General features: G+C 71.5%; 19 protein-coding genes and 2 pseudogenes. 3 read left to right on the top strand and 18 right to left on the bottom strand.

The genetic code is table 11. The features are described from left to right. Positions 1–5: 5 nt before the first annotated feature. The 14 genes and pseudogenes from pncB to gspE form a co-directional block, all read right to left on the bottom strand. Positions 6–1,187 (bottom strand): nicotinate phosphoribosyltransferase, encoded by a 1,182-nt coding sequence (gene pncB / locus ACW5E8_RS08410; protein ID WP_456964998.1) that lies wholly within the window; start codon positions 1,185–1,187, stop codon positions 6–8. Continuing rightward, on the bottom strand, positions 1,184–2,053 hold the full coding sequence (locus tag ACW5E8_RS08405) for a glycosyltransferase family 2 protein (RefSeq protein WP_456964997.1): 870 nt from the start codon (positions 2,051–2,053) through the stop codon (positions 1,184–1,186). Before ACW5E8_RS08405 ends, pncB begins: the two co-directional genes overlap by 4 nt. Beyond that, the gene (locus ACW5E8_RS08400) at positions 2,050–2,913 is read right to left on the bottom strand and encodes a glycosyltransferase family 2 protein (RefSeq protein ID WP_456964996.1); all 864 of its coding nucleotides are present in this window, start codon (positions 2,911–2,913) and stop codon (positions 2,050–2,052) included. Before ACW5E8_RS08400 ends, ACW5E8_RS08405 begins: the two co-directional genes overlap by 4 nt. A 2-nt stretch (positions 2,914–2,915) precedes the next feature. Continuing rightward, entirely contained in the window at positions 2,916–5,120 is a 2,205-nt protein-coding gene (gene gspD / locus ACW5E8_RS08395) for a type II secretion system secretin GspD (protein ID WP_456965278.1), read from the bottom strand. A gap of 30 nt (positions 5,121–5,150) precedes the next feature. Next, on the bottom strand, positions 5,151–5,963 hold the full coding sequence (locus tag ACW5E8_RS08390; protein WP_456964995.1) for a type II secretion system protein XpsN: 813 nt from the start codon (positions 5,961–5,963) through the stop codon (positions 5,151–5,153). Then, positions 5,953–6,579 (bottom strand): type II secretion system protein GspM, encoded by a 627-nt coding sequence (gene gspM / locus ACW5E8_RS08385; RefSeq protein WP_456964994.1) that lies wholly within the window; start codon positions 6,577–6,579, stop codon positions 5,953–5,955. Before gspM ends, ACW5E8_RS08390 begins: the two co-directional genes overlap by 11 nt. Further along, positions 6,563–7,735 (bottom strand): PilN domain-containing protein, encoded by a 1,173-nt coding sequence (locus ACW5E8_RS08380; protein WP_456964993.1) that lies wholly within the window; start codon positions 7,733–7,735, stop codon positions 6,563–6,565. Before ACW5E8_RS08380 ends, gspM begins: the two co-directional genes overlap by 17 nt. Further along, on the bottom strand, positions 7,735–8,583 hold the full coding sequence (locus tag ACW5E8_RS08375; RefSeq protein ID WP_456964992.1) for a general secretion pathway protein GspK: 849 nt from the start codon (positions 8,581–8,583) through the stop codon (positions 7,735–7,737). The genes ACW5E8_RS08380 and ACW5E8_RS08375 overlap by 1 nt, the downstream gene beginning before the upstream one ends. Before the next feature lie 143 nt (positions 8,584–8,726). Next, positions 8,727–9,350 (bottom strand): annotated as a pseudogene (locus ACW5E8_RS08370) (prepilin-type N-terminal cleavage/methylation domain-containing protein); the annotation flags it as partial. Continuing rightward, a complete protein-coding gene (gene xpsI / locus ACW5E8_RS08365; RefSeq protein WP_456964991.1) occupies positions 9,347–9,790 on the bottom strand; it encodes a type II secretion system protein XpsI in 444 nt (147 codons plus the stop codon). The pseudogene ACW5E8_RS08370 and the gene xpsI, both read right to left, overlap by 4 nt. Further along, complete coding sequence (gene xpsH / locus ACW5E8_RS08360) at positions 9,787–10,269, bottom strand: type II secretion system protein XpsH (RefSeq protein ID WP_456964990.1); 483 nt, start codon at positions 10,267–10,269, stop codon at positions 9,787–9,789. Before xpsH ends, xpsI begins: the two co-directional genes overlap by 4 nt. A 3-nt stretch (positions 10,270–10,272) precedes the next feature. Next, positions 10,273–10,704, bottom strand: coding sequence for a type II secretion system major pseudopilin GspG (gene gspG, locus ACW5E8_RS08355; protein ID WP_456964989.1), 432 nt, complete (start codon positions 10,702–10,704; stop codon positions 10,273–10,275). A gap of 53 nt (positions 10,705–10,757) precedes the next feature. Next, complete coding sequence (gene xpsF, locus ACW5E8_RS08350) at positions 10,758–11,975, bottom strand: type II secretion system protein XpsF (protein ID WP_456964988.1); 1,218 nt, start codon at positions 11,973–11,975, stop codon at positions 10,758–10,760. A gap of 2 nt (positions 11,976–11,977) precedes the next feature. Next, positions 11,978–13,693: a type II secretion system ATPase GspE gene (gene gspE, locus ACW5E8_RS08345; RefSeq protein ID WP_456964987.1), complete on the bottom strand. Its 1,716-nt coding sequence runs from the start codon at positions 13,691–13,693 to the stop codon at positions 11,978–11,980. A gap of 163 nt (positions 13,694–13,856) precedes the next feature. Here gspE and ACW5E8_RS08340 point away from each other — a divergent pair, with 163 nt between their 5' ends. After that, a complete protein-coding gene (locus ACW5E8_RS08340; RefSeq protein ID WP_456964986.1) occupies positions 13,857–14,348 on the top strand; it encodes a hypothetical protein in 492 nt (163 codons plus the stop codon). 15 nt (positions 14,349–14,363) lie between these two features. On the opposite strand, the gene purL is transcribed toward ACW5E8_RS08340, so the two are convergent. The 3 genes and pseudogenes from purL to xerD form a co-directional block, all read right to left on the bottom strand. Further along, on the bottom strand, positions 14,364–18,299 hold the full coding sequence (gene purL / locus ACW5E8_RS08335; protein ID WP_456964985.1) for a phosphoribosylformylglycinamidine synthase: 3,936 nt from the start codon (positions 18,297–18,299) through the stop codon (positions 14,364–14,366). 139 nt (positions 18,300–18,438) lie between these two features. After that, a pseudogene (locus ACW5E8_RS08330) lies at positions 18,439–19,245 on the bottom strand (DsbC family protein); the annotation flags it as partial. A gap of 107 nt (positions 19,246–19,352) precedes the next feature. After that, the gene (gene xerD, locus ACW5E8_RS08325) at positions 19,353–20,282 is read right to left on the bottom strand and encodes a site-specific tyrosine recombinase XerD (RefSeq protein ID WP_456964984.1); all 930 of its coding nucleotides are present in this window, start codon (positions 20,280–20,282) and stop codon (positions 19,353–19,355) included. A gap of 86 nt (positions 20,283–20,368) precedes the next feature. On the opposite strand from xerD, the gene ACW5E8_RS08320 reads away from it, so the two are divergent. After that, the gene (locus ACW5E8_RS08320) at positions 20,369–20,869 is read left to right on the top strand and encodes an RDD family protein (protein WP_456964983.1); all 501 of its coding nucleotides are present in this window, start codon (positions 20,369–20,371) and stop codon (positions 20,867–20,869) included. A gap of 5 nt (positions 20,870–20,874) precedes the next feature. Further along, positions 20,875–21,576 (top strand): DsbA family oxidoreductase, encoded by a 702-nt coding sequence (locus ACW5E8_RS08315; RefSeq protein ID WP_456964982.1) that lies wholly within the window; start codon positions 20,875–20,877, stop codon positions 21,574–21,576. 18 nt (positions 21,577–21,594) lie between these two features. Here the strand turns inward: ACW5E8_RS08315 and ACW5E8_RS08310 are convergent, their stop codons facing one another. Continuing rightward, complete coding sequence (locus ACW5E8_RS08310) at positions 21,595–24,270, bottom strand: DUF2339 domain-containing protein (protein ID WP_456964981.1); 2,676 nt, start codon at positions 24,268–24,270, stop codon at positions 21,595–21,597. Between the last annotated feature and the right edge of the window lie 137 nt (positions 24,271–24,407).

Genomic DNA, 24,407 nt, shown 5'->3' with positions numbered 1-24,407 from the left:
TCGCCTCAACCGCCCGGTTCAGGCACCTCGAACACCTGCCGCAGGTAGCGCAGGTAGCCTTCGTCATCGACCATGGTCTTGCCCGGCGAGTCGCTGAGCTTGGCCACGGGCTGGCCGTTGCAGGACACCATCTTCAGCACGATCTGCAGCGGCTTCGGCCCGACATCGTTGGTGAGATTGGTGCCGATGCCGAACGACATCCGGCAGCGGCCGCGGAAATGCGCATGCAGGCGCATTACTTCTTCGATGTCGAGTCCGTCGCTGAAGACCAGGGTCTTGGTGTGCGCATCGATGCGCAGCGCTTCGAGGTGCGCGAGCATGCGCTCACCCCACTGCATGGGGTCGCCGGAGTCGTGGCGCACGCCGTCGAACAGCTTGCAGAAGTACAGGTCGAAGTCGCGCAGGAAGGCGTCCATGCCGATCACGTCGGTGAGCGCGATGCCCAGGTCGCCGCGGTATTCCTGCGCCCAGGCCTCGAACGCGGCCTTTTGCGAGTCGCGCAGGCGCGGGCCCAGCGCCTGGTGCGCCTGCAGCCATTCGTGCGCCATCGTGCCCTGCGGCACCATGCCGTGGCGACGGGCGAGGTCGACGTTGCTGGTGCCCGCGAAGCGCGCGCCCAGTCCGTTCGCCAGCTCGGGCACGAGCCTGTCCTGCCAGGCCTGCGAGTAGCGGCGCCGGGTGCCGAAATCGGTGATCCGGCAGTCCTCGTAGCCCACGCCGGCGTCGATGCGGTCGATCTTGGCGCGCAGCCGCCGCAGGCCTTCGGCCTCGTCGGCGGGTCCGTGCTCGCCCACCGACCAGGCTTCGCTGATGATCGCCAGCAGCGGCACCTCGAACAGGATCGTATGCAGCCAGGGGCCCGACAGGGTCAGCGAGATGCCGCCCTGCTCGTCGTCCGAGCGCTCCAGGCGCACGTACTTCCTGTCCAGGCGGAACAGGCCGAGGAAGTCGACGAAATCCGGCTTGATGAAGCGCAGGCCGCGCAGGTAGTCGAGCTCGGCGTCCGTGAGCCGCAGCGCGCACAGCGCGTCGATGGCGTCGGAGATCACATCGATATGACGCGCCAGGTCCACGCCGGGCGTGCGGCAGCGGAAGCGGTAGCTGGCGTGCGCCGCGGGATAGCGGTGCAGCACCGCCTGCATCATCGTGAACTTGTAGAGGTCGGTGTCGAGCAGCGAATGGATCATGGCGCGCCGTTGCGTGCGGACTCCCGCAGTATGCGCGGCAGGCGTGAAAGCCAGTGCGCCCACACCGCGATCCAGACGCCTGCACGTACCAGCGGGCCGCGCGAAGGCGCTTCGAAGCGGCGGAAGTAGCGCCACAGGCCGCGGTGCTTGTGCCATTCCACGAAGAACGGGCGCGCGCGCGAGGACACGCCGCGCAGGTGCAGCACGCGCACGTCGTTGGCGACCGCCACCGTCGCGCCGGCCAAGCGCACGCGGCGGCAGAGGTCGAGGTCCTCGGCGTGCAGGCGGTAGCCGGTATCGAAGCCGCCAATGCGCGCGAACAGGGCGCGCGGCAGCAGCATCAGCGCGCCCGACACCGCATCCACCGGCTGCAGCGCAGCATCACTGTCCAGCGCCACGTCCAGCGGACGCCCGCGTCCGGCACGCAGCGGCCCGCGCAGCATGGCCGCGAAATCGGGATCGTTGCGCCTCGCGGCGCCGTCGCGCACGCCACCCTCGTCCACCAGGTCGGCGCCGAGCAGCAGTTCGCCGCCAACGGCCTGCGCATGGCCCAGCAGGCGTTCGAAGGTATCCGCGTCCACCATGCAGTCGGGATTGACGAAGGCCAGCCACGGCGCAGCGCTATCGGCCGCGCCCTGATTGCAGGCGGTGGCGAAGCCCGGGTTGTCGGGGTTGGCGATGAAGCGCAGGCGCGCGTCGGCCAGCGCATGGCGCTGGACGACGGCAAGAGTGCCGTCGCCGGAGGCATTGTCGACGACGCGGATTTCGGCGACGCCGGCCGCCGCGCGCAGGCGCGACAGGCAGGCGTCGATGCTCGACCCGCTTTCGTGCGTGACCACCACCACGGCGACAGGCGCGGCGTTCACGGCGCGAACAGCTCGTGCTGCGAAGGCGGGTCGACGTCGGCGAGGCGGCGCGTCAGTTCCTGGCGCCGGTCCCTGACAGGATCGTGCATCAGGAATTCCGCGAGCCGCGGTTGCCAGCCCGGCCACCGTGCCGCCAGCGCGTCCAGGTCGCCGTCGGCGGGACCGCCCTCGCCGCCGCGGGCCACGAAGGCGGTCTCGCACAGCACATTGCGCCAGCCCAATCCGGCCATTCGCAAGGACAGGTCGATCAGCGCCGCATACCAGGACACGTAGCTGGCCGCGTCCAGTCCGCCGGCCTTGGCGCGCGCGCGGCCACGGATGTACACGGCATGGTCGATCGCGGCGGGAAGCTCAGGGTGCACCGGCGGCATGCCTTCGGCTGCGCGTCCGAGGCGCGCGAGGACGCCATTGTCGGGCTGGGCCGAGACCTCGCCGCAGTCCGGCCAGGCCGCGGTCTCGCCGGCGTTGCTCCAGGGCGTGGCGGTGGCGATGGCGCCGTCGCGCGCGGCGCAGGCCGCGAGCTGCCGCGCCCAGCCCGGCGCGGGCACGGCGTCGGGCGCGAGCACGATCACGTCGGCGTCGCCGCAGGCGGACAGGGCTTCATCCAGATGGGCGACCTCGCCCAGCCTCCGCTGCCTGCGCGTGTACTCGGCGCGCAGCGGTGTGCTGGCAAGCCAGCGTTCGATGATCGCCAGCGCGCGCGGACCCGCCTGGGCGTCGTCGGCCAACCAGATCCGCGTGCCCGCCGGGGTGCCGGCGTCCAGCGCCGCCAGGCAGGCGTCGAGCGCATCGTCGTCGACCGCAACCGGCAGCAGCAGGATCGGGAGTTCGGGCACGCCCGCGCCCTCCCTGCCGGCCATGCTCAGTCGGTGGTCCCGTGCAGCGGCTCCAGCGCGCGGAAGCGGCGGCCGTACTCGTCGGTGAGGTCGCGTGCGTCCTGCTGGTTGCGGACCAGGGTCGGGGTGATCAGCACCACGATTTCGCTGCGCGTGGTGTTCGACGTCTGCTGGCCGAACAGTCCGCCGATGACCGGAATCCGGCTCAGGCCCGGCAGGCCCTTGGAACCGCGGCTGGTCGCGTCGGCGATCAGGCCGGCGAGGAACACGGTGTCGCCGCTCTGCACCACTGCGTTCGTCTTCAGTCGGTTGGTGTTGATGCGCACGTTACCGTTGTCGTCCGGCTCGCCCTGCGGGCTGCTGACTTCCTGCACGATGTCGAGGAACACCGTGCCGTCGCGGGTCACGCGCGGGCGCACTTTCAGGATGGTGCCGGTGTCAAGGTACTGCACCTGGCTGTAGGAGCTGTCCCCGCCGAAGCCCGAGTTCACCGTGACCGACGAGATCGGAATGCGGTCGCCGACGTTGAGCGTGGCCTCGTAGTTGTTGCGCACCAGCACCGACGGCGTCTGCAGCATCTGCACGTCGCTGACCTGGTCGAGCGCGTTGATGATCGCCGCGGCGTCGTTCTTCACCAGGCTCCAGACCGCGCCCGGACCGCCGATGCCGCCGATGCTGCCGCCCAGCGTGCTCCAGCGGCTCGGGCCGCCCGCGCCAGGCGCCGGAAACACCGGGAAGCCGTTGTCGGTCATGCCCTTCTCGAGGAACCAGCTCACGCCATACGCCAGGTCGCCGCTCAGCGTGACCTGCACCACCTGAGCTTCGATGTGCACCTGCAACGGCATCACGTCCAGGCGGTCGATGACCTCGCGGATCGAGCGCCAGGCCTGGCCGGTGGAACGCACCAGCAGGGTGTTGGTTTCGTCGACCGCCGAAATGCCGACCTGGTTGCCATCGACCTCGAGCGTGACCGCGGTATTGCCGCCCTGGCGCTCGCCCAGCGACAGCGATCCGCCGCTGCCGAGCCCGCCGGAGGATGCCCCGCGGCCGATGCCCGCGCTGCTGGATCCATCCATGCCGCCGTCGCTGATTTCGGTGGGCTCCAGGCCTGGCATCAGCGAAGCACCGCCGCGCCGTCCGCCGTCCGAGCCACCGCCACCGCGGCTGCCATACACCTCGGACAGACGCTCGGCGAGATCCTTGGCGGTGACGAACTTCAGCTCGTAGGAGAACAGCTGCACGCCGCCGCCGGCGCCGTCGATGCGCGAGATCCACTGTTCGATCTGGTCGAGGTAGGCAGGCTGCGGGGTGATCACCAGGACCGCGTTCGCGCCCTCCAGCGGCATGAAGCGGAACATGCCCGCCACCGGCGAGTTGCTGGCTTCGCCGAACACCGTCTCCAGGCTCGCGACCACGTCCGGCGCGCGTCCCGCCACCAGCGGGAACACGCCCACCGACATGCCCGACAGCCAGTCGACGTCGAAGATCTCGATCGTGCGCAGGTAGTTCTGCAGCTCCTGCCGGCTGCCAGCCACGGTGATGACGTTGCGCCCGGCATCGACGTTGACGATGGCGTTGGGGCGCGCGTACGGCAGCAGCACCTTCTCCATCTCCACCGCCGAGATGTACTTCAGCGGCACCACGCGGGTCTCGAAACCGCGCGCGCCGGCGGCGGTACCGGTGCGCGCGGGCACCGCACCGCTGGCGACGGCACCATCGGCGGGCAGGATGTTGTAGCGGCCGTCGGCATAGACCATGCGGGCGTTGTTCCAGCCCAGCACCATCTCCAGCAGGCCCAGGGCCTGCGCCGGGCTGACCGTCTTCGGCGTGGCCAGGGTGACGGTGCCCTGCACGCCCGGTGCGATCACGTAGTTCTGGCCGAGCATGTCGCCCAGGATCACCTTGACCACGGCGTGCAGCGATTCGCCTTCGAAGTTGAACGTGGCCTCGCCCGTGGTGCCGGCGAGGTTGGGCGGCGGCGAGGCCGCCAGCGATTCGTTGATCACCCGGCCGTCGCCACGGTGCAGCTGCGCGCGCGGGCCCTCGGCAAGCGGCTCCGCGACGATGCCGTCGGCGACCTGCGCGGCGCGCGGGACGCCGTCGACCTGGATCACCGGCGCGGGCATGCGCGCGTCGCGCCGCACTTCGGGCGACGGCACCGAGGCGCAGGCGACCAGCAGGGTGGCGAGGAGTGCGGCGAACGCCGTCTTGAGGGTCGTGGTCGGGATCATCTTGGGCATTCTAGGGAATCCATGGGCCGGCTACTGGCCTTGCTGGGCCTGCTCGCGCAGCCGTGCCCGCCGCGCTTCGATGCGCTGGCGGATGGCATCGACCTGCTCGTCCGGCGTGGCGACGGGTGCGTCCGCGTCCGGTGCGGGCTGCCCCGGCGCGGGAACTTCGACCTCGGTGGGCGCGGGCGAACTGGACGTGGTCACCACCACGGGGCGCTCGCCGGTGCCCGTGCGGGCGGGTTCGGGCGCAGCCTGGTCCGGCGGCGCGCCTTGGCCCTGGGGGGGCTGTCCACGCCCGGCCTGCCGCGGCGTGGACACCGCCATGACCGTGGGGGCTTCGCCGCCGACGCCGTCGAACACGCGCAGCTCCAGCGTGCGCTGTCCCGCCGGGCCGTCGAACACGGCGCTGCGCGGCGTCAGCGACACCAGGTGCCAGCCGGGAGCCGCTTCGGCGGCCTCGCCGACCTTGAGGCGCACGGACTCGCCGCCGCCGGTGGGCTGCACGATCGCGACCTCGAGCCCCGGCGTCCGCAGCACGCTGGTGAGCACGTACTCGAACTCGGCCGGCGCCGACTCGTCCTCGGGATTGATCACGAAGGGCTGCGGACGGCGGTCAGTGGTGAACAGCGGCCGGTCGCCGAACTCGGAGTACTGCGCCAGCGGACCCAGTCGGGCGTCGACGGGCTGCGGGACGGCGGGCAGCGCCTGCACCAGCGCCGGATCCGGCGGCAGGCGGTCGATGCGGCCGCCGAGCCCGAACAGGCCCAGCATCCAGGTCGCCAGCGCCCACAGCGCGACGGCGCCGAGCAGCCAGGTGCGTGCGCCCGGTGCCTCAGCGCGCATTGCCGCCTCCTGTCGCCGGTGCCGCCGGGACCGCCCGCAGGTAGCCGTACAGATCGAAGGTGATGTCCAGGCCGGCACCCTGGGCGCCAACGCCACCCCGGCCGAAGACCTGTCGCGGCGCGAGCACGTTGAGGTTGTCGACGAACAGGCGCGGCGAGCCGCTCTCCAGCGAGTGCAGCACCGCGGCCAGCTCCGGATTGCCGCAGTGCAGGCGCACCTGCACCACCGCGCGCGGGAAGCGCCCCTGGCGCGGCTCGGTCATCGGCGAACGGTTGCGGATGGCGCAGCTGCGATTGCCGGGACTGGCCTCGAGCACGGCCGTCTCCAGGCGTGCGATGAGTGCGGCAGTGGCGAGCTCGGTGCTGCGCTCCTCCATGAAGCCCGGCACGCGCGCGGCCACGTCCTGCACCTCGGCCAGCCGCGCTTCCACGTGCGGCGCCTGGGCGAGTTCCATGCGCACGCGCAGGTCACGCTCCTGCAGGCCGTCGATGCGCTCGCCGACCTCGAGCATCGGCGCCGTCCACCAGGGATGCACCAGCACCAGGTAGGCGACGGCGAGCACGCCGGCAAGGATCGCCAGCGCCAGCCAGCGGTCGCGGTCAGGGATTTCGCGCACGGGCGGCCTCCCGGTCCTGGGTGGCGGGGGCCGACGCGACCACCAGTTCGGCGGTCAGGGTGAAACGGTCGCGGCCGCTGCGCGGATCGGGTTGCAGGGCGCCGGCAAGCGCCGGCGAACGCCACAGTGGCGACCCTTCCAGGCGCTGCACCAGCGAGGGCGCCTCGTTGCTCAGGCCGATCAGCAGGATCCGCGTGTCCTCGATCGAAAGCTTTTCGAGATAGGTCGTATCGGGCAGGCGCCTCGACAGTTCGTCCATCACCTCGACCGTGGTCGGCCGCGCGGCGCGCGCGGATTCCAGGAAGGCCATGCCCTCCACCAGGTCGACCAGCGCCTGGCGCTGCGTCGACGCGCCGCGGGCACGGGTGGCGGCCTGTCCGACCTCGGCCTCGAAGGCGTCGGCGGCGGCGCGGCGGTTGTCCAGGACCTGCCACAGCCCCGCGGCGATGGCGACCACCGCCACCAGGCCGAGCGCCAGGTTCCAGCTCATCCAGGGATCGACGCGACGATGGCGGCGCGCCCCGGGAAGCAGATTGACGCCCAGGCCTTCGCCCTCGCCGGCCGCGACGTCGACCCCGGTCAGCGTGGTGGCCAGCGGCCCGAGCGCCGCCAGCTGCGCTTCGAGCGCGTGGCGCGGCACCACCACCAGTTCGGCGTTGATCTGACCGTCGGCGCGGTGGCCGAGCAGGCGCGCGTCGTATTCGACGTCGGCGGCGGGAAACGGTGTCTGGCGTTCGATTTCGAAGCCCAGCACTTCGTGCAGGCGATCACCCGCGGCGGCCGGCAGCGGCATGGTGCGGCGCAGGGCCGTGCCCGCCGGCAGCAACAGCCAGCGCGGAAGCCGGGCAACGCGCTGCGCCAGCAAGGCGGCCAGGGGATCGCCCACGCCGTCGGCCGGCGGCAGCGGAAGGTCGCCCAGCGCACGCGTGCCGCCGCTGCCGTCGATGGCCAGGCGCAATCGGTCGCCGTCCACCTGCAGCAGCAGGCGTTCGCGGGCAAGGCCGAACAGTTCGCGCAGGCGCAGGGGCAGCCAGGTCGCAAGCGCCTGCATCCACCAGCGCCAGGAGGCGGACATGCGCGGACGCAGCGAACCGCCCAGGCGACCAAGGGCCTGGCGACGCGGCGTTGCTCCAGCGGTGTCTTCTACGACGGCCATCAGCGCGGTGTGGCTCCTTCTTCCCATTGCAGTGGCAGGTATGCCGAACCGGGCAACCCGCCTCCACCCGCGCGAACCACCGCACGCAGCACGGCCTGGCGGCCATCAGCGAGCCGCGCGCGGCTGTCGATACTATACGTGCCGGTGCCGCCGCCCACGACATCCTGCGACAGTCCCGGTCCGCCTTCGCGCTGCAGCAGGGCCATCTGCGGGTCAACGCCCAGCGCCTGCAGCACCGGGCCACCGGCGAAACGCTGGTCGGGCTGCGGCAGGCCGCTGAAAACGGTCAAATACCCGGCCACCGACTCGAACAGCGCGCGATCCATGCCCAGCACCTGCTCGAGTTCGGCCACCGTTTCGAACGGCGCGTTCTTGGCGCCGTAGGGCATGCCGGCCTGGCGGTACTGCGGAGTCTCGGCGCCGCCCGACGCCTGGGTGAGATCATCGGCATCGCGCCAGTCCACGATCGCGCCCGCGATGGCGTCCGCGCGATCGCCCTCGGCGCCGAGCACCCGGAACAGCGACGACAGCAGCGCTGCGTCGGCGGTGTTGATGTCGATCTTGCCCGACTCGTCGACGATCCGGATCTCGACCTCGGCGGCGCCGAACGTCCAGCGATAAGGACGACCGTCGGGCAGCCAGGCGAATTCGGGCTCGTGCGCCTGCACCCGCACCAGCGCGTACTCCAGCCCGGCACGCGCGGCCGACTCGGCCACCACCGCGCCGTGCAGGCCACGCCCCTGCATGTACTCGATGCGTGCGCTGGCCGCATAGGCGCCGATCAGCGCGGTCAGCAGCGCGACCATCCACATCACCAGGATCAGGGCCGCGCCCCGCTGCGCCCTCATCGCCGCCGTGCCTCGGGGTCGGTCAGGCGGCCGCGGCCGCGACCGCCGTCGCCGCGCTGCCCCGGACGCTGTCCCGGGCGGATGCCCGGCCGCGCGGCCGGGCCAAGGCGCGAACGCCCACTGCCGAGCTGCGGCGTGATGCCCGCCTGCGGCAACGCCACGATCAGCGGTGGCCAGGTGGCGCCGTCGTCGCTTTCGATCTCGATCGACACCTGCAGCGGCAGCGTGTCGTAGGCGTCCCACTCGTCCAGCCAATCGCTCAGCCCGGACTCTTCGTCGAGTCCGCGGTACTGGATGCGCAGGCCGGTCAGGCCTTCGACCAGCGGTTCCGGCGCGCGCGGCTGGTCTTCCTCGATGGTCTCGCCCGACAGCACCATCGAGAACGACACCGCAAGGGCGGTCTCGCTGCCCTGGCCATACACGGCGATGTCGTGCAGGTGCGGGCCGCCGCGGCCGAGATAGCTCGGCAGGTCCGCCACGAAGCGGATGCGGTCAGGCTCGCCGATGAACCGCAATGCGCCGCCGGTGTCCTCGTTCTGGGCGAAGGAAATGGCCTGCGCCGCGGCCAGCCGCCGCCGCAGGAAGCCTTCCACCGCACGCATGCGCTCGGTGCGCGCCGCCATCGCCTCGCCACGCTCGGCGGTGGCGGTGGCCGCGCGCAGGGTGGCGAAGCCCAGGGCGAGGCCGCTGGCCAGCAGCGCGGTGGCCAGCAACACTTCGATCAGGGTGAAGCCGGCGGCGCGGGCGCGGTTTACGGCGCGGCTCACGGCTCGGCCCCCGGCTCGGGCTGCACCAGGCGCAGGGAGTCCAGCACCAGGCGCTGCGCGCGCGTGCCTTCACCCCAGGCCAGTTCCAGGCGCAGCTGCAGGAGCTGGGCCGCGAACGGATCCTGCGGGGCATTGCCGGGCAGGAGCGGATCCGTGTACGGCGCGACCTCGAGCTGCCAGCGGTAGCGGCCGTCCTCGAGTTCGCCCTCCTCGCGCCCGGGCTGCAGCGCCTCGCCCACGCCGACGTCGGCCAGGAGCGATTGCGCGTGCAGCGCCGCGCGCCCGGCGTCCGACGACCAGCGCACCTGGCGCGTCGCACCCGACAGCGTGCCCAGCAGGAAGGTCAGGGCGAGCGCCAGCACGGCAAACGCCACCAGCACCTCGATCAAGGTGTAACCGTGCTGGCGCCCGCGCGCCAAGGGGGTCCCGGCCGGCCTCATCGCACAGGCTCCGCCCGGTGCACGCTCACGCTGCCGGTCAGCCAGGCGACATCGATGTCGAAGGCCGCCTCGCCGCGGCTGAGCTGCACCCGGCCACCGGTGGAGGCGCCATCGCCAAAGAACACGATCGCGCCCACGCCCTGCGCCGGCTGCACTTCGCGCGCGCCGGTGAAGTGGATGCGCAGCGAATCCGGCACCTCGCCGCTGCTGTCGTCGGCGCCCTGCCACACGCGCCCGGCGGGGTCGATGCTGAAGGTCTGCGGCACGCCGGTGGCGAGCGCGCGGGCGCGCGTGAAACGCAGCTGCGTCGCGATGTCGCTCACATGGCTGCGCAGCTCCATCCGTGCGAAGCCGCCGCCCACCACGCCGGCGGCCAGCACGCCGGTGGCGGCGATCAGCACCATCACCAGCAACACTTCCAGCAGTGAGAAGCCGCGGGAACGGCCCACCGCGCCGCGCCCGGCGTTCATCCAGGGCATCTCTTACTCGTAGCGGATGTCCGCGTTGACGCTTTCGCCGCCTGGCTTGCGGTCGGCGCCGTAGCTGACGATGTCGTAGGGACCGCTGTCGCCCGGCATGCGGTATTCGAAGGGCGTGTTCCAGGGATCGTTGAGATCGGCCGACCGGGCATACGGGCCCAGCCACCCGCCGACGCCGCCGGGTGAGTTCACCAGCTCCGACAGCGCATTGGGCAGCGTGCCGGTGTCCATCTCGAACTGGCTGACCTTCTCCGCCAGGGTCTGCACCTGGGCTTCGGCCAGCCGCACCTTGGCGCGGTCGCCGCCGCCGATGATGCGCGAGGCCGCAAAGGCCACGATGCCGCCCATGAGCACCACCACGACGATGATCTCGATGAGGCTGAAGCCGCCCTGGCCGGACGGACGCGGGGAACGGGTAAGGGAACGCTTGTGCATGGAGTCCTGCCTGTTCTGGATGGGAATGGGACGCCCGGCGCGCGGGCAGGCCCCTAGCCTATGACATTGGTGAGGTCGTAGATCGGCACCAGCACCGCCAGGATCACCACCATGACCACCACCGCCAGCAGCAGGGTGATCACGGGGACCAGGGCGGCCAGCATGCGGTCCAGCGCCTGTCCGGTCTCGGCCTCGAAGGTGTCGGCGGTCTTGAGCAGCATCGTGTCCAGGGCGCCCGATTCCTCGCCGACCTGGACCATCTGCAGCGCCAGCCGCGGGAAACGCTTGCCGCGCGCGAGCGCGGTGGACAGCGCGACGCCGTTCTTGACCTCCTCGCCCGCTGCTTCGACATCGGCGGCGAGCGCGCGGTTCCCCAGCACGTTGCGGCCGATGCCCAGGGCCGCGATCAGGGGCACGCCGTTCTTCAGCAGCGTGCCCAGGGTGCGCATCAGCCGCGCCGTCTCGATCCGGGCCACCAGGCCGCCGACGAACCTGCGCTCGAGCAGCCACTCGTCGAAGCGGGCGCGGAACGCCGGATTGCGCAGGCGGCGGTCGAACCACAGCGCGGCCAGCGCGGGGACCGCCAACATCACGAACCACCAGTCACGCACGAAGTCGCCCAGGCCGAGCACCACCTTGGTGAAGAAGGGCAGCTCCGCGTCCAGGCTCTCGTACATCACGCCGAACTGCGGCACCACGTAGCCAAGCAGGAACAGCAGCGCCAGGCCCACCATCACCACCAGGATCACCGGGTAGATGAGCGCGTTCAGCACCCGGCCGCGCAGCGCGCGCGAGCGTTCCAGGTAGTCGGCCAGGCGCTGCAGGGTGTCCTGCAGGCTGCCCCCGGCCTCGCCGGCGCGGATCATGTTGATGTACAGGCGCGAGAACGTCCCGTGCTGGCGCTCCAGCGCGGTCGACAGCGCCGTGCCGCCGCGCACCTGGTCGCGGATGTCGTGGATCGTGCGCCGCGCGGCGTCGTCTTCCGGCAGGTCGAGCAGGATGGTCAGCGCGCGGTCCAGCGGCTGGCCGGCACCGAGCAGCGTCGCCAGCTGCTGGGTGAACTGCACCAGGCGCTCGCCCGAAAAGGCCTTGGGCTTGAACAGCGCCTTGAGCGCGCCTTCGCCGTCGCCTTCGCTGGCCAGCTTCGCCTCCACCGGCAGGTGGCCCTGCTCCTGCAGGCGCAGCACCACTTCGGCGTCGCTGGTGGCTTCCATCTGGCCGTCGAGCGTCTCGCCGCGGCTGTTGAGCGCCTTGTAGCGGTACACCGGCATGCTCAGGCGTCCTCGGTGACGCGCAGCACTTCCTCGATCGTCGTCTGCCCGGCGAGTGCCTTTCGGATGCCGTCCTCGTACATCGTCTGCATGCCGGCGTCGCGTGCGAGCTGTTCGATCTCGCCCATGCCGGCGTGGCGCATGACCGCGCGGCGCAGGGCGTCGTCCATCACCAGGAACTCGACGATGGTGGTGCGGCCGAGGTAGCCGGTGGGCGCGATCGCCGAGCCGCGCGGGCGGTACAGGAAGAGATCGCCTTCGGGCTGGAAGCGCCGCAGGTCGAACTTCGCGATCTCTTCCGGCGATGCCGGATAGCGCTCGGCGTGGGTCGGTTCCAGCTTGCGCACCAGGCGCTGGGCGAGGATGCCGTTGATGGTGGAGGTCAGCAGGTAGTCCTCCACCCCCATGTCGAGCATGCGGGTGATGCCGCCGGCGGCGTTGTTGGTGTGCAGCGTGGACAGCACCAGATGGCCGGTGAGTGCGGACTGGATCGCGATGCGCGCGGTCTCGAGGTCGCGCATCTCGCCGATCATGATGATGTCCGGGTCCTGGCGCACGATGCTGCGCAGGGCATTGGCGAAGTCCAGGCCGATCTGCGGCTTGGCCTGGATCTGGTTGATGCCCTCGATCTGGTACTCGACCGGGTCCTCGACGGTGATGATCTTCACCGTCGGCTGGTTGAGCTTGGACAGCGCGGTGTACAGCGTCGTGGTCTTGCCCGAGCCGGTGGGGCCGGTGACCAGCAGGATGCCGTGCGGCTGCTGCAGCACCTGGTGGAAGCGCGGCAGGAATTCGTCGGTGAAGCCCAGGCGGTGGAAGTCGAACACCACGGTCTCGCGGTCGAGCAGGCGCATGACCACGCTCTCGCCGTGCGCGGTGGGCACGGTGGACACGCGCAGGTCGAGCTCCTTGCCCTGTACGCGCAGCATGATGCGGCCGTCCTGCGGCAGGCGGCGCTCGGCGATGTTGAGCTTGGCCATGATCTTGATGCGGCTGATCACGGCGGCGGTGAGGTTGGTCGGCGGGCTTTCGCCTTCTTCCAGCACGCCATCGACGCGGTAGCGGACTTTCAACCGGTTCTCGAAGGGCTCGACGTGGATGTCGGACGCGCGCAGCTCGACCGCGCGCTGGATGACCAGGTTCACCAGCCGGATCACCGGCGCTTCGCTGGCGAGGTCGCGCAGGTGCTCGACGTCGTCCATGTCGCCGCCGTCACCTTCCGCGGTCTCGATGATGGCGCCCATCGCGCTGCGGCCCTGGCCGTACCAGCGCTCGACCAGGCCGGCAATCTCCGAGCGCAGCGCCACGCTGGCTCGCACGTCCTTGCCGGTCGCCAGGCGCACGGCTTCGAGCGCGTAAGGGTCCTGCGGATCCGCGGCCAGGACGTCGACGTGGCCGTCTCCCTCGGCCACCGGCACCACGTGGAACTGGGTCATGAAGCGCGCGGTCAGCGGCGTGCCTTCCGGCGGCATCTCCGGCAGGTCCTTGGCGCTGACCAGCGGGAGGTCGAGCACCGCGGCGCAGGCTTCGGCGTGATCGCGTTCGGACACCAGGCCAAGGCGGCCCAGCAGGGACAGCAGGCTGCCGCCGGTTTCGTCCTGCAGGCGCCGGGCGCGGCCGAGGTCGGCGTCCTTCAGGCGGCCCTTTTCAAGCAGGGTCGTGACGATGGCTTCGTCGGTGGTGCGCTCCGGGCTGGCCTGCTCACTCACGGTATTCATGGCAGATCTGTCGAGCGTGCGTGGGTCGTGGACTTTAGCAGGTCACGCCAGGGCGACACGGCCACCGGCTGGCTGGGCGCCCTCGCCCTGTCCGCTTGCTCCCGCCTGGCGCGTTGACCCGCAGTGTGCGGAATGCTTCGCGCCCCCCATCCGAGGTAACGACATGTTCAAAGCCCTGATATCCCTGACCATCGCCCTGGCACTGCCCGCCACCGCAATCGCCGGTACCGTGGGAGACGATCGCATCACATTGGCCACCGGCGCCTGCCAGAGCGCCCTGCCCGTGTTCGACGGCGTGGTCCGGAAGCGTCCGCTCGCAGTGCAGAACGAAGGCGACTCGGTCACCTTCATCACCTGCGCCCTGGAAGGGCGGTTCGGAGCCGCGGAGTCCAGCTACCTCGTGGGCGCGATACTGGTCAACACCTCGGACGCGCCTGCTACCGTCAATTGCACGCTGGTGGACGGGCGGAGCAACCTGGCCGACCCCGTCTACATGCCGAAGTCCGTCATCCTGGCCGCCAACGACGACATCGATGTCGTCTGGTCGGTGGAAGACAACGAGGGCGCCAACTTCATCTATCCCGCGATGAGTTGCGCACTTCCTCCGGGCGTGGGCATCAAGGCGGTGGCCCAGCAGTTCCTGGGCGTGCTCTGACGGGTCGACCGGCCCTCAGCCGACGGCCACCCGCGCGTTGCGGAACATCCTGAGCCAGGGCGAGGCGACTGCCCACGCCGCCGGCGCCCAGCTGAAGTTGGCCGTGGCCAGGGTGCGTTCGGGATGCGGCATCAGCAGCGTCACCCGGCCGTCGTCGCTGGTGAGTCCGGCGACGGCGGAGTCCGAACCGTTGGGATTGGCGGGGTAGGCGGTCGCCGGGCGACCGCCTCCGTCGACGTAGCGCAACGCCACGCGGGCGGCAGCGTGGTCGGCGTCGCCGGTGAATTCCGCCCGGCCCTCGCCATGCGAAACCACCACCGGGATCCGCGAGCCGGCCATGCCGCGCAGGAACAGCGACGGTGATTCCACCACTTCCAGCATGCCCAGGCGCGCCTCGAACTGCTCGCTGAGGTTGCGCTGGAACCGGGGCCAGTGGGTGGCGCCGGGGATGATCTCCTTGAGCTGCGACATCATCTGGCAGCCGTTGCACACGCCCAGGGCGAAGCTGTCGCCGCGGCCGAAGAAGCGTTCAAACATGCTGCGCAGCGCTTCGCGCTCGAGGATCGATGTCGCCCAGCCGCGGCCGGCGCCAAGCACGTCGCCGTAGCTGAAACCGCCGCAGGCGGCAAAGCCCGCAAAGTCGTCGAGCGTCGCGCGGCCGGCGACCAGGTCGCTCATGTGCACGTCGACCGCCTCGAAACCGGCCAGCGTGAACGCGGCCGCCATCTCCACCTGGCCGTTGACGCCTTGCTCGCGCAGCACCGCCACGCGCGGTGCGGCGCCCTTGGCGACGTAGGGCGCGGCGATGTCGTCGGACGGGTCGAACGTGAGCTCGGGCCGCAGGCCGGCCGCATCGAAGCGCAGCGCGGCATCACGCTCGGCGTCGGCGCAGTCGGGATTGTCGCGCTGGCGCTGCATGGCGTGGCTCACCGACCACCAGGCGCCCATGAGGTCTTCCCAGGCCCACTCGGCCATCACTTCGCCATCGGCGAGCACGCGCACCGACGACGCGGTGGTCGGCCGCGCGATGCGCTGCGCGCACTCGACCAGGCCATGGCGCTCCACCAGGTCGACGAACTCGACGCGATCATCGGCTGCGATCTGCACCACCGCGCCCAGCTCTTCATTGAAGAGCGTGCGGAACACGTTCTCGGTGCGGTCGTCGCCCCAGGTATCGAGGTCGATGTCGAGGCCGACGCGCGAGCAGAACGCCATCTCGCAGAGGCTGGCGAAAACGCCGCCGTCGGAGCGGTCGTGATAGGCCAGCAGCAGGCCGGCCTCGCGCGCATCGCGGATGAGTTCGAAGAAGGCGCGCAGGCGCTGCGGATCATCAAGGTCCGGGCAGGCGCCACCGAAGGCGCCGTGGACCTGCGACAGGATCGAACCGCCCAGGCGCTGCTTGCCCGCACCCAGGCCGAGCAGCCACAGCTCGGTGCCGCTCTGGCGCGCGAGCAGCGGGGTGAGCTGCCGGCGCACATCGGCCACCGGCGCGAAGGCGGTGACCACGAGCGACACCGGCGACACCGACTTCCGGGCGACGCCATCGGCCTGCCACTGCGCCTGCATCGACAGCGAGTCCTTGCCGACCGGGATCGACAGCTCGATCTCCGGGCACAGCTCCATGCCCACCGCGTGCACGGCGTCGAACAAACGCGCGTCTTCGCCCGGGTGGCCGGCGGCGGCCATCCAGTTGGCCGAGAGCTTGGTGCGCGCCAGCGACTCGACCGGCGCGGCGCACAGGTTGGTGATCGCTTCGCCCACGGCCATGCGTGCGCTGGCGGCGGCGTCGATCAGGGCCAGCGGCGTGCGCTCGCCGATCGCCATGGCTTCACCGCTGTGGCCGTGGAAATCCGCAAGCGTGATCGCGCAATCGGCCACCGGCAGCTGCCAGGGGCCCACCATCTGGTCGCGCGCGGTCAGGCCGCCGACGCTGCGGTCGCCGATCGTGACCAGGAACTGCTTGGAGGCGACCGTCGGATGCGCAAGCACGCGCAGGCCGGCTTCATGCAGGGCTTCGCCCGGACGGCCGGCGGCGGCCAGCGCGACGGCATTGAGCTGGGGCCAGCGGTGCGGCTGCTGGCGGACGGCATCGCGGTGCATCTTCGGCGCCTTGCCGAAAATCAGGTCCATGGGGAGGTCGATGGCGTGCAGGTCGCGCGGCTCACCGGTCGCGACGGATGCAGGCGATGCGCCGTAGCCCACCACCAGGTGCTCCTCTTCAGTCGCATACCCGACCACGGCGAAGGGGCAGCGTTCGCGCTCGCACAGCGCCGCGAATTCATCGATGCGGTCCACCGAAACGCCCAGCACATAGCGCTCCTGCGACTCGTTGCACCACAGCTGCATGGGCGACAGCGAGGGATCGTCACTGGGCACGCGATCGAGATCGATCACGCCGCCCACGCCGGAATCGTGCAGCAGCTCGGGGATCGCGTTGGACAGGCCGCCGGCGCCGACGTCGTGGCACCACTTGATCGGGTTGCCGGCCTTGCCCATCGCCACGCAGCGGTCGATGACCTCCTGGCAGCGGCGCTCCATCTCCGGGTTGTCGCGCTGCACGCTGGCGAAATCGAGGTCCTCGGCGCTCTCGCCCGAAGCCACGGAGCTTGCGGCACCGCCGCCCAGCCCGATCAGCATCGACGGGCCGCCGAGCACCACCACCGCGTCACCCGGCGACAGCGTCAGCTTGGCCACCTGGTCGCGGTCGATGGCGCCAAGGCCACCGGCGAGCATGATCGGCTTGTCGTAGGCACGGACCAGGCCCTCGCCCTCCGCCAGCTCGAAGCTGCGGAAGTAGCCGGTGAGGTTCGGGCGGCCGAATTCGTTGTTGAACGCCGCCGCGCCCAGCGGGCCGTCGGTCATGATCTCCAGCGCCGGCGCCATGCGCGGGTTCAGCGCGCGCGGCCGTTCCCAGGGCTGCGGCAGCGACGGGATGCGCAGGTGCGAAACGCTGAAGCCGACCAGTCCGGCCTTGGGCTTGCCGCCGCGGCCGGTGGCGCCCTCGTCGCGGATCTCGCCGCCGGCGCCGGTGGAGGCGCCCGCGAAGGGCGAGATCGCGGTCGGGTGGTTGTGGGTCTCGACCTTGATGCAGAAGGCGCCGTCGCGCTCGGGCTCGGCGCGGTAGACGGCCGTCTCCGGGTCGGGCCGGAAGCGTCGCGAGGCATACCCTTCGACCACCGCGGCGTTGTCGCTGTAGGCCGACAGCGTGTGCTCCGGCGTCTGCGCATGCGTGTGCCGGATCATCCGGAACAGCGACTGCGGGCCGCCGTTGACCTGCATCTCCTCGCCGTCGATGGTCCAGGAAGCGTTGAAGATCTTGTGCCTGCAGTGCTCGGAGTTGGCCTGCGCGAACATCATCAGTTCGACGTCGTGCGGGTCACGGCCAAGCGCGCCATAGCGCTCGCGCAGGTAGGCGATCTCGTCGGCGGCGAGCGCCAGGCCCAGGCGCTGGTTGGCTTCTTCCAGGCCATCCAGCGGAATGACCTCGACCGCGCCGCGCGCGGGCGTGGTGAACAGCGCCGCAGCCTCATCGTGCGAGGCCAGCAGCGACTGCGTCATGGGGTCGTGCAGGACACCCGCGACGACGGCCGCGGCCGCCGGATCGGACGGCCAGCCGGTGATGTCGATGCGGGTGCCGCGCTCCACGCGCTTCACCGGCAGGCGGGCACCGCGCAGCAATTCGCCGGCCTTGCTGGCCCAGGGCGAGAGCGTGCCCACGCGCGGAGAAACGAAGCGGGTCGCGGCGCCGGGCTCGGCGGGCGCCACGGCGTCCGCGGCCTGCAGGATGCGATGCAGCACCGCCCGGTCGGGCATCGCGCCCGGGTCGGCATCGAGCCAGTAGACGTGCCAGGACCCGGTGACGCGGATGCCGGGTTCAATGGCTTGCAGGCGGGCTTGGAGACGTTCGCGCCGGAAGGGCGACAGGGCGGGCAGGCCCTCGAGGACGATCATGTCCGGTTTCGACCGTGGAACGGGCCGGCCATTGTAGCGAAGCCGCGGGGCGGCTGGCGGCTCAGCGCCCGCCCGGCGCGCCGTCCGCGGCCACGTCTGGTTCGGGCGCGTCCGTCGGTGCGTCGGTCGGCGTGGCGCTGGCTGCCGGCCCGGCCGCATCCAGGGCCAGCCGGTCGAGCGCGGCGCGCAGGTCGGCGGGCGGCATGTAGCCGGGCATCTGGGTCCCGTCGGCGGTGACGATCATCGGCGTGCCGGTCAGGCCCACCCGGCGACCGATGTCGTAGTGCCGCGCCACCGGGCTGGTGCACTGGCTCGCCGGAACGTTGCGCCCTTCCTTGGCGGCGGTCAGTGCGGCGCGGCGGTCGCTGGCACACCACACCGACACCATCTTGCTGAAGTCTTCGCTCGCCGGACCCATGCGCGGGAAGGCCAGGTATTCGATGGCGATGCCGAGGCGGTTGTATTCCGCGATGTCCTCGTGGAGCTTGCGGCAGTAGCCGCATTCGACGTCGGTGAACACGCTGACGGTGTATTCGGGGGCTTCGGGCGCGAACACGATGCGCTCGGACGCGGGAATGGTCGCCAGCAGCCGGCGGCGCACCTCGGCCATGCCCGCCTGGCTGAGGTCGACCTTCTCGTGGACATCGAACAGCGCGCCCTGCAGCAGATAGCGGCCGTCATCGCTGATGTAGACCATCTGCCCGCCGACCACCGCCTCGCGGAAGCCGGGCAGCGGCGCGGCGCCGACGTGGTCGACCTCGATCCGCGGGTTGATCGCGTGCAGGGCCTGGATCGCGCGCTCCTCGGGCGAACCCGCCGCGGCGGTGGCCAGCCCCTGCCCCGCGGCGGGGGCCGGCTGCTGCGTGCCCGGTGCACTGGCGTCCGGCGCCTGGGCGCAGGCGGTAAGGCTGACGGCACACAGCATCAGGGGCAGCAAGGATTTCATTCGTGGATCTCGGCTTGGCGATGCCGCCATGACGGCGGCTGACTGCACATTCTCGCATGCGCCCCGGCTGCGGTGCCCCCGCGCCGGGACGTCCATTGCGCCGGCTTTCAGGCTCGGGGGTGGTGGCGGGCGTGGAGGCGCTTGAGCTGCTCGCGCGCGACCAGGGTGTAGATCTGGGTGGTCGACAGCGAGCTGTGCCCGAGCAGCATCTGCAGCGAACGCAGGTCGGCACCGTGGTTGAGCAGGTGGGTGGCGAAGCTGTGGCGCAGGCCGTGCGGACTGACCTTGCCGGGATCGATGCCGGCGGCGGCGGCGTGGCGTTTGACCAGGGCCCAGAACGCCTGCCGCGTCGGGGCGCGGAGATCCGGACCGACGAACAGCGGCGCGTCACCCTTCGCATCCACCGGGACCTGGCGGGCGCCGACCAGCGCCGGGCGGGCATCAGCGAGATAGCGATCAAGCCAGTGCCGGGCCTCGTCGCCCAGGGGCACCAGCCGTTCCTTGCCCCCCTTGCCGGACACGCGCAGCACGCCCTGGCGCAGGTTGACGCCGTTGGCCGGCAGGTCGACCAGCTCGCTCACGCGCAGGCCGCAGGCGTACATAAGCTCCAGCATGGCGCGGTCGCGCAGGCCCGCGGGTGCGTCGACATCGGGCGCCTCGAGCAGGCGGGCGACCTCACCCTCTGCGAGCGCCTTGGGCAGCAGGCGCGGCAGCTTTGGCGGCTCCAGCAGGGCCGTGGGATCGTCGGCGCGCAGTCCCTGCCTCAGCCGCCAGCCGTAGAACGCCCGCAGCGCGGACAGCAGGCGCGCGTTGCTGCGCGGCGAATAGCCTTCGCGGCTGCGGTGGGCGAGATAGTCGAACAGGCCGGCGCGATCGGCGTCGACGATGTCGCCACGGTCGCGCCAGCGCGCGAAGCCCTTCAGATCGCGGCGATAGCTGTCCAGGGTCTGGCGGGCGGCGCCGGATTCGGCCCACCAGGCATCGATGAAGGCATCGATGGCACGTGCGTCGGCGTCGCGCGGCGGCGGCAGCCGCATGGCGCGCGTTCGGCGCTCTGCGGGCGTGGACGCGGACATCGCCGCCAGCTTAGCGGCGCGGAAGCCGCGGCGGCTATCCTGTCGCGATGAACCCGGATGCCCGACACCACCCGAACCCGCAGGCGGCCGACGGCCACGCACTGCCCGGCGCGCACATCGGCAAGCGACTGCTGGCGATGCTGTACGACCTGCTGCCCGTGCTGTCGCTGTGGTTCCTGCTCGGCTTCGTGTTCGCACTCGGCTACACCTTGGCCGGCCACGGGCCGCGCGAGAACATCCAGCCCTGGAGCCTGCTGCAGTGGCTGCTGTGGCTGTGCTGCTGGGCGATCACCGGCGCCTACGCCACGGTGAGCTGGCGACGTGGCGGGCAGACCCTGGGCATGCGGCCCTGGCGCCTGCGCGTGGTCGCCGCCGATGGTCCCGCGCCGCCGTGGCGGACGCTGTGGTGCCGCTACGCGGTGGCCACGCTGTCGGTGGCCGCGGGGGGCCTGGGCTTCTGGTGGGCCTGGGTCGACCGCGACCGCCTGACCTGGCACGACCGCGCGGCGGGCACGCGCATGGTTTACGAACGCAAGACGAAGAGGTGAGCCCCATGCGCATCGACATCTGGTCCGACCTGGTCTGCCCTTGGTGCTGGATCGGCAAGCATCGCTTCCAGCGCGCCCTCGCGCTGCTGGGCGACGACGCGCCCGCCGTCGAAGTGCACTGGCATCCCTTCATGCTGGATCCGGACGCCGATGCCACGCCGGTCCCCTTGCGCGAGGCCTATGCCAGCAAGTTCGGTGGCGAAGCGCGCGCCGCGGAAATCCTGGCGCAGACCCAGGGCACCGCGCGCGCCGAAGGCCTGCCGATGGACTTCGACCGCGGCCAGGTGCGCGTCACCACCCTGCCCGGCCACCGCCTGATGTGGCTGGCCGCGCGCGAGGGCGACGTGGAGGCCGTGGCCGAGGCCCTGTTCCGCGCCCACTTCGCCGAGGGCCGCAACCTGGCCGATGCCGAGGTGCTGGTCGCCGCCGGCGCCGAAGGCGGCCTGCCGGAAGCGCGCGTGCGCGCGATGCTGGATTCGGACGAAGGCGTCGCCGAGGTGCAGGCCGCACTGGGCCGCGCGCAGGCGATGGGCATCCGCGCGGTACCGACCTTCGTCGTCGACGGCATCCACGGCATCCAGGGCGCGCACCCGCCCGAGGCGCTGGCCGAAGCGCTGCGCAAGCTCGCGCCGCCGGCGGTCAGCGGCGACGGCGCGGCCTGCGGCCCCGAAGGCTGCGAACTCCCGAGGCCATCGCCCCGGGCCTGAGCGGACGGGACGCCCGGCTCACGCCCGGAACGCCGCGGCGCCGCCTTCACCGCCGCTGCCATCGCCGCCCTCACTACCGCTGGGTGGCGCCCGCGGCGGCGCCGGCGCGAACCAGCCCACGACGGTGCACAGCAGGCCATAGGCCATGAATGAGCCGATGCCCAGCAGGTTGCCCAGGTGCTGGCGGTCGACAAGTACCAGCTTGGCCAGCACCAGCGCCATCAGCACTGCCCCCACCAGCCACAACGCACGCTGGCCGCGCCGCGACCCCGCGATCCACGCCGCCACGCCCGCCACGCTCCAGACCAGGGTCAGCGCCGTCTGCGCGAGGCTGGCCGACCACAAGGCTCCGCCCCAGGGCAGGCCGCCCCAGTGGTGCACCGTGCGCAGGGTGATGCAGGTGACGAGCAGGAAGCCCGCCACCGACAACAGCGCGACCCGCCGCCGCGCGAATGAAGCCGGTACCTGTGCCGACCACAGCCAGCACGCGGGCAGCACCAGCGCGGCCAGCTGGACGATATCCAGCGGATTGAGCAGCGGTAGCCACGGCAGCGGCGCGCTGCCGCCGGCATCACGCAGCGCGCCCAGCCAACCTGGACAGATCACCAGCAGACTGGTCACGAACAGCGGCGTACGCATGAAGTCGAACGCAGCACCCAGCGGTTGTCGCAACCAGTGCCAGCGGAACTGCAGCACTCCCAGCAGGGCCAGCCAGGGCAAGGCCGGGAGCGCCAGCCGCCAGCCGCTGCCCAACGCCTGTGCCCGGGCGAATTCAAACGCCGACAGTGACAGCACCAGCGGCCACAGCAACCACCAGACGAACTGCGCGCACGCCGCCAGCTGCCCGCCCTCATTGCGCAGGCCGGTGAGGCTGCGCACGCCACAGGCCGCGAACAGCAGCCAGGCCACGCCACCCCAGGCGGCGAGTGGCTGGCCGTCGGCATCCAACTGCGCCATGGCCAACGGCGCGGCCATGACGAAGGCGCCCAGCACGGTCAGCACCAGCGCCGCCGCCGCGCGCCTGCGCTGTACCTCCGCCGCGAGCAGCGCGGTCACCGCAGCCACCGCCAACAGCGCGTCCGGGCGCAGGCCTGCGGCAACGTGCTGGACCACCTCGTTCAGCGCGCCGGAACACCACCAGACCAGACCCCAGCAGTAGTACACCGCCGCGGCCGCCGTCCACCCGGCCGCGCGGTACCACCAGGCGCTGGCAAAGCCCGCCAGCGCCAGCAGCATGAAGCCGGCGAAGGCCGGGTTGGCGATCGCGTGCTCCGCCAGCGGCAGGTCCACGTAGCCGTTGAAGAAGGCCACCGTGGCGACCAGCTGCAGCCCGACGCCGGCCCACTGTGGCAGCAACCGTCCCGTACGCAGGCCCAGCCACGCCAGCCCGGCACCTTCCACCGCGAACACCGCCGCCGTGGCACTGGCCGACAGCGCCAGCGGCACCGCCAGCGTAGCGAAGGCCGCCGCCAGCAGCAGGTAGGCCTCGGCAAGCACCGCGTGCGGGCCCCGCCGCTGCCACCACGCCAGCGCCGCATAGATCGCCGCCAGCCCCAGCGCGCACAGCGCGAGCTGCGTCCGCGCGCCGTCCAGCAGCACCGCCTGCAACGCGAACGCCACCAGCGGCGTGCCGAACAGCAGGCCGCCGTCGACCACGTCGCGCCGCCCCGGCGCGCGCTTGTTCGCGTACAGGATCGGCAGCAGCAGGTAGAAGGCAAAGAACAGCAGCAGGAACGGCTGCGTGCTCGCGAACTTCGCGGGCTCGTAGGCCAGCACGCCCCAGGCCACGCCAATGCCCCAGGTGAAGATCCAGCCCAGCAGGTTGAGCTCGCGCCAGGGCCGCAGCCAGGCGATGGCGAAGATCGCCGCGTTGAGCAGGGCGTAGTAGGAGAACAGCACCACATGGTTGCCACTGCCGGTGGACAGCCAGATCGGCGCCATGAAGCCGGCGAGGATGCCGAACACGGCCAGGGTGCGCGACTCCTGCAGCACCGCCAGCACGCCCAGCGCCACCACCAGCGCCAGGCTGGCCGCGAACGCGGGCCCGGCCGGCAACAGGTCGAAGCGCTTGAACGCCGCGTACACCACCAGCAGCAGCACGCCGATCGCACCGCCCTGCACCGCCAGCGCGAAGCTGCGGTGGCTGTCGCGCTTGCGCCAGGCAAAGACCAGCGCGGCCAGTGCCGCGGCGGCGACGGCCGCCAGGCGCAGGCTCATGGGCAGGGTCAGCCAGCCCTGGTCGCTGGCGTACTTGAGCAGCGCGGCGACCCCGGCCAGCAGCACCAGCACGCCCACCTTCACCGGCACGTTGCCCTCGGTGAACCAGCGGCGCGCGCGGGTGGCGAAGCGTTCGAACGGCCCCGGTGCGACGCGTGTCCGTCGCGCGGCGGCGGGAATCGGCTCGATGCGGGGTGGCCGCGGCGGAATCGGCGGGGCCGGCTGTGCCACGTCCACGGCGCGCGGCTGGGGCTGGGGCTGGGGCTGGGGCTGGGGCTGGGGAGGCTGAGGCCGCGGCTGCGGCTGTGGCTGCGCCCGGGGCTGCGACTCCGGCTGCCGGTACTGCTCCTGACGCGTCATCGCGTATTCCAGCTCGGCGACGCGCCGTTTCAGGTTGCCCAAGGCCACCAGGACCACGATCAGCAGCACCGGCACCGCAAGCACTACCAGCACGAACAGCAAGATGATCGATTCCATTCCTGCATCTCCTCGCGCCACTCCCCGCGGCCATGGACGCACATTAGCTGCGCCGGTGTCTCGGATGCACGACCCGCGGCACGTTCCGGCCGTCAGGGACTTCCGAAAGCAGGAAGCCCCGCGCGAGGCGGGGCTTC

It is taken from the genome of Luteimonas sp. A649 (assembly GCF_054072735.1).
Note: the sequence above shows the minus strand (reverse complement) of the source record. Positions and strands in the feature narration are given on the sequence as shown.

What these genes read in the sequence shown, in the direction of transcription:
- pncB (WP_456964998.1), bottom strand. Translation starts at nt 1,187, where the DNA reads ATGATCCATTCGCTGCTCGACACCGACCTCTACAAGTTCACGATGATG.
- ACW5E8_RS08400 (WP_456964996.1), bottom strand. Translation starts at nt 2,913, where the DNA reads ATGGCCGGCAGGGAGGGCGCGGGCGTGCCCGAACTCCCGATCCTGCTG.
- gspD (WP_456965278.1), bottom strand. Translation starts at nt 5,120, where the DNA reads ATGATCCCGACCACGACCCTCAAGACGGCGTTCGCCGCACTCCTCGCC.
- ACW5E8_RS08390 (WP_456964995.1), bottom strand. Translation starts at nt 5,963, where the DNA reads ATGCGCGCTGAGGCACCGGGCGCACGCACCTGGCTGCTCGGCGCCGTC.
- ACW5E8_RS08380 (WP_456964993.1), bottom strand. Translation starts at nt 7,735, where the DNA reads ATGGCCGTCGTAGAAGACACCGCTGGAGCAACGCCGCGTCGCCAGGCC.
- ACW5E8_RS08375 (WP_456964992.1), bottom strand. Translation starts at nt 8,583, where the DNA reads ATGAGGGCGCAGCGGGGCGCGGCCCTGATCCTGGTGATGTGGATGGTC.
- xpsI (WP_456964991.1), bottom strand. Translation starts at nt 9,790, where the DNA reads ATGAGGCCGGCCGGGACCCCCTTGGCGCGCGGGCGCCAGCACGGTTAC.
- xpsH (WP_456964990.1), bottom strand. Translation starts at nt 10,269, where the DNA reads ATGCCCTGGATGAACGCCGGGCGCGGCGCGGTGGGCCGTTCCCGCGGC.
- gspG (WP_456964989.1), bottom strand. Translation starts at nt 10,704, where the DNA reads ATGCACAAGCGTTCCCTTACCCGTTCCCCGCGTCCGTCCGGCCAGGGC.
- xpsF (WP_456964988.1), bottom strand. Translation starts at nt 11,975, where the DNA reads ATGCCGGTGTACCGCTACAAGGCGCTCAACAGCCGCGGCGAGACGCTC.
- gspE (WP_456964987.1), bottom strand. Translation starts at nt 13,693, where the DNA reads ATGAATACCGTGAGTGAGCAGGCCAGCCCGGAGCGCACCACCGACGAA.
- ACW5E8_RS08340 (WP_456964986.1), top strand. Translation starts at nt 13,857, where the DNA reads ATGTTCAAAGCCCTGATATCCCTGACCATCGCCCTGGCACTGCCCGCC.
- purL (WP_456964985.1), bottom strand. Translation starts at nt 18,299, where the DNA reads ATGATCGTCCTCGAGGGCCTGCCCGCCCTGTCGCCCTTCCGGCGCGAA.
- xerD (WP_456964984.1), bottom strand. Translation starts at nt 20,282, where the DNA reads ATGCGGCTGCCGCCGCCGCGCGACGCCGACGCACGTGCCATCGATGCC.
- ACW5E8_RS08320 (WP_456964983.1), top strand. Translation starts at nt 20,369, where the DNA reads ATGAACCCGGATGCCCGACACCACCCGAACCCGCAGGCGGCCGACGGC.
- ACW5E8_RS08315 (WP_456964982.1), top strand. Translation starts at nt 20,875, where the DNA reads ATGCGCATCGACATCTGGTCCGACCTGGTCTGCCCTTGGTGCTGGATC.
- ACW5E8_RS08310 (WP_456964981.1), bottom strand. Translation starts at nt 24,270, where the DNA reads ATGGAATCGATCATCTTGCTGTTCGTGCTGGTAGTGCTTGCGGTGCCG.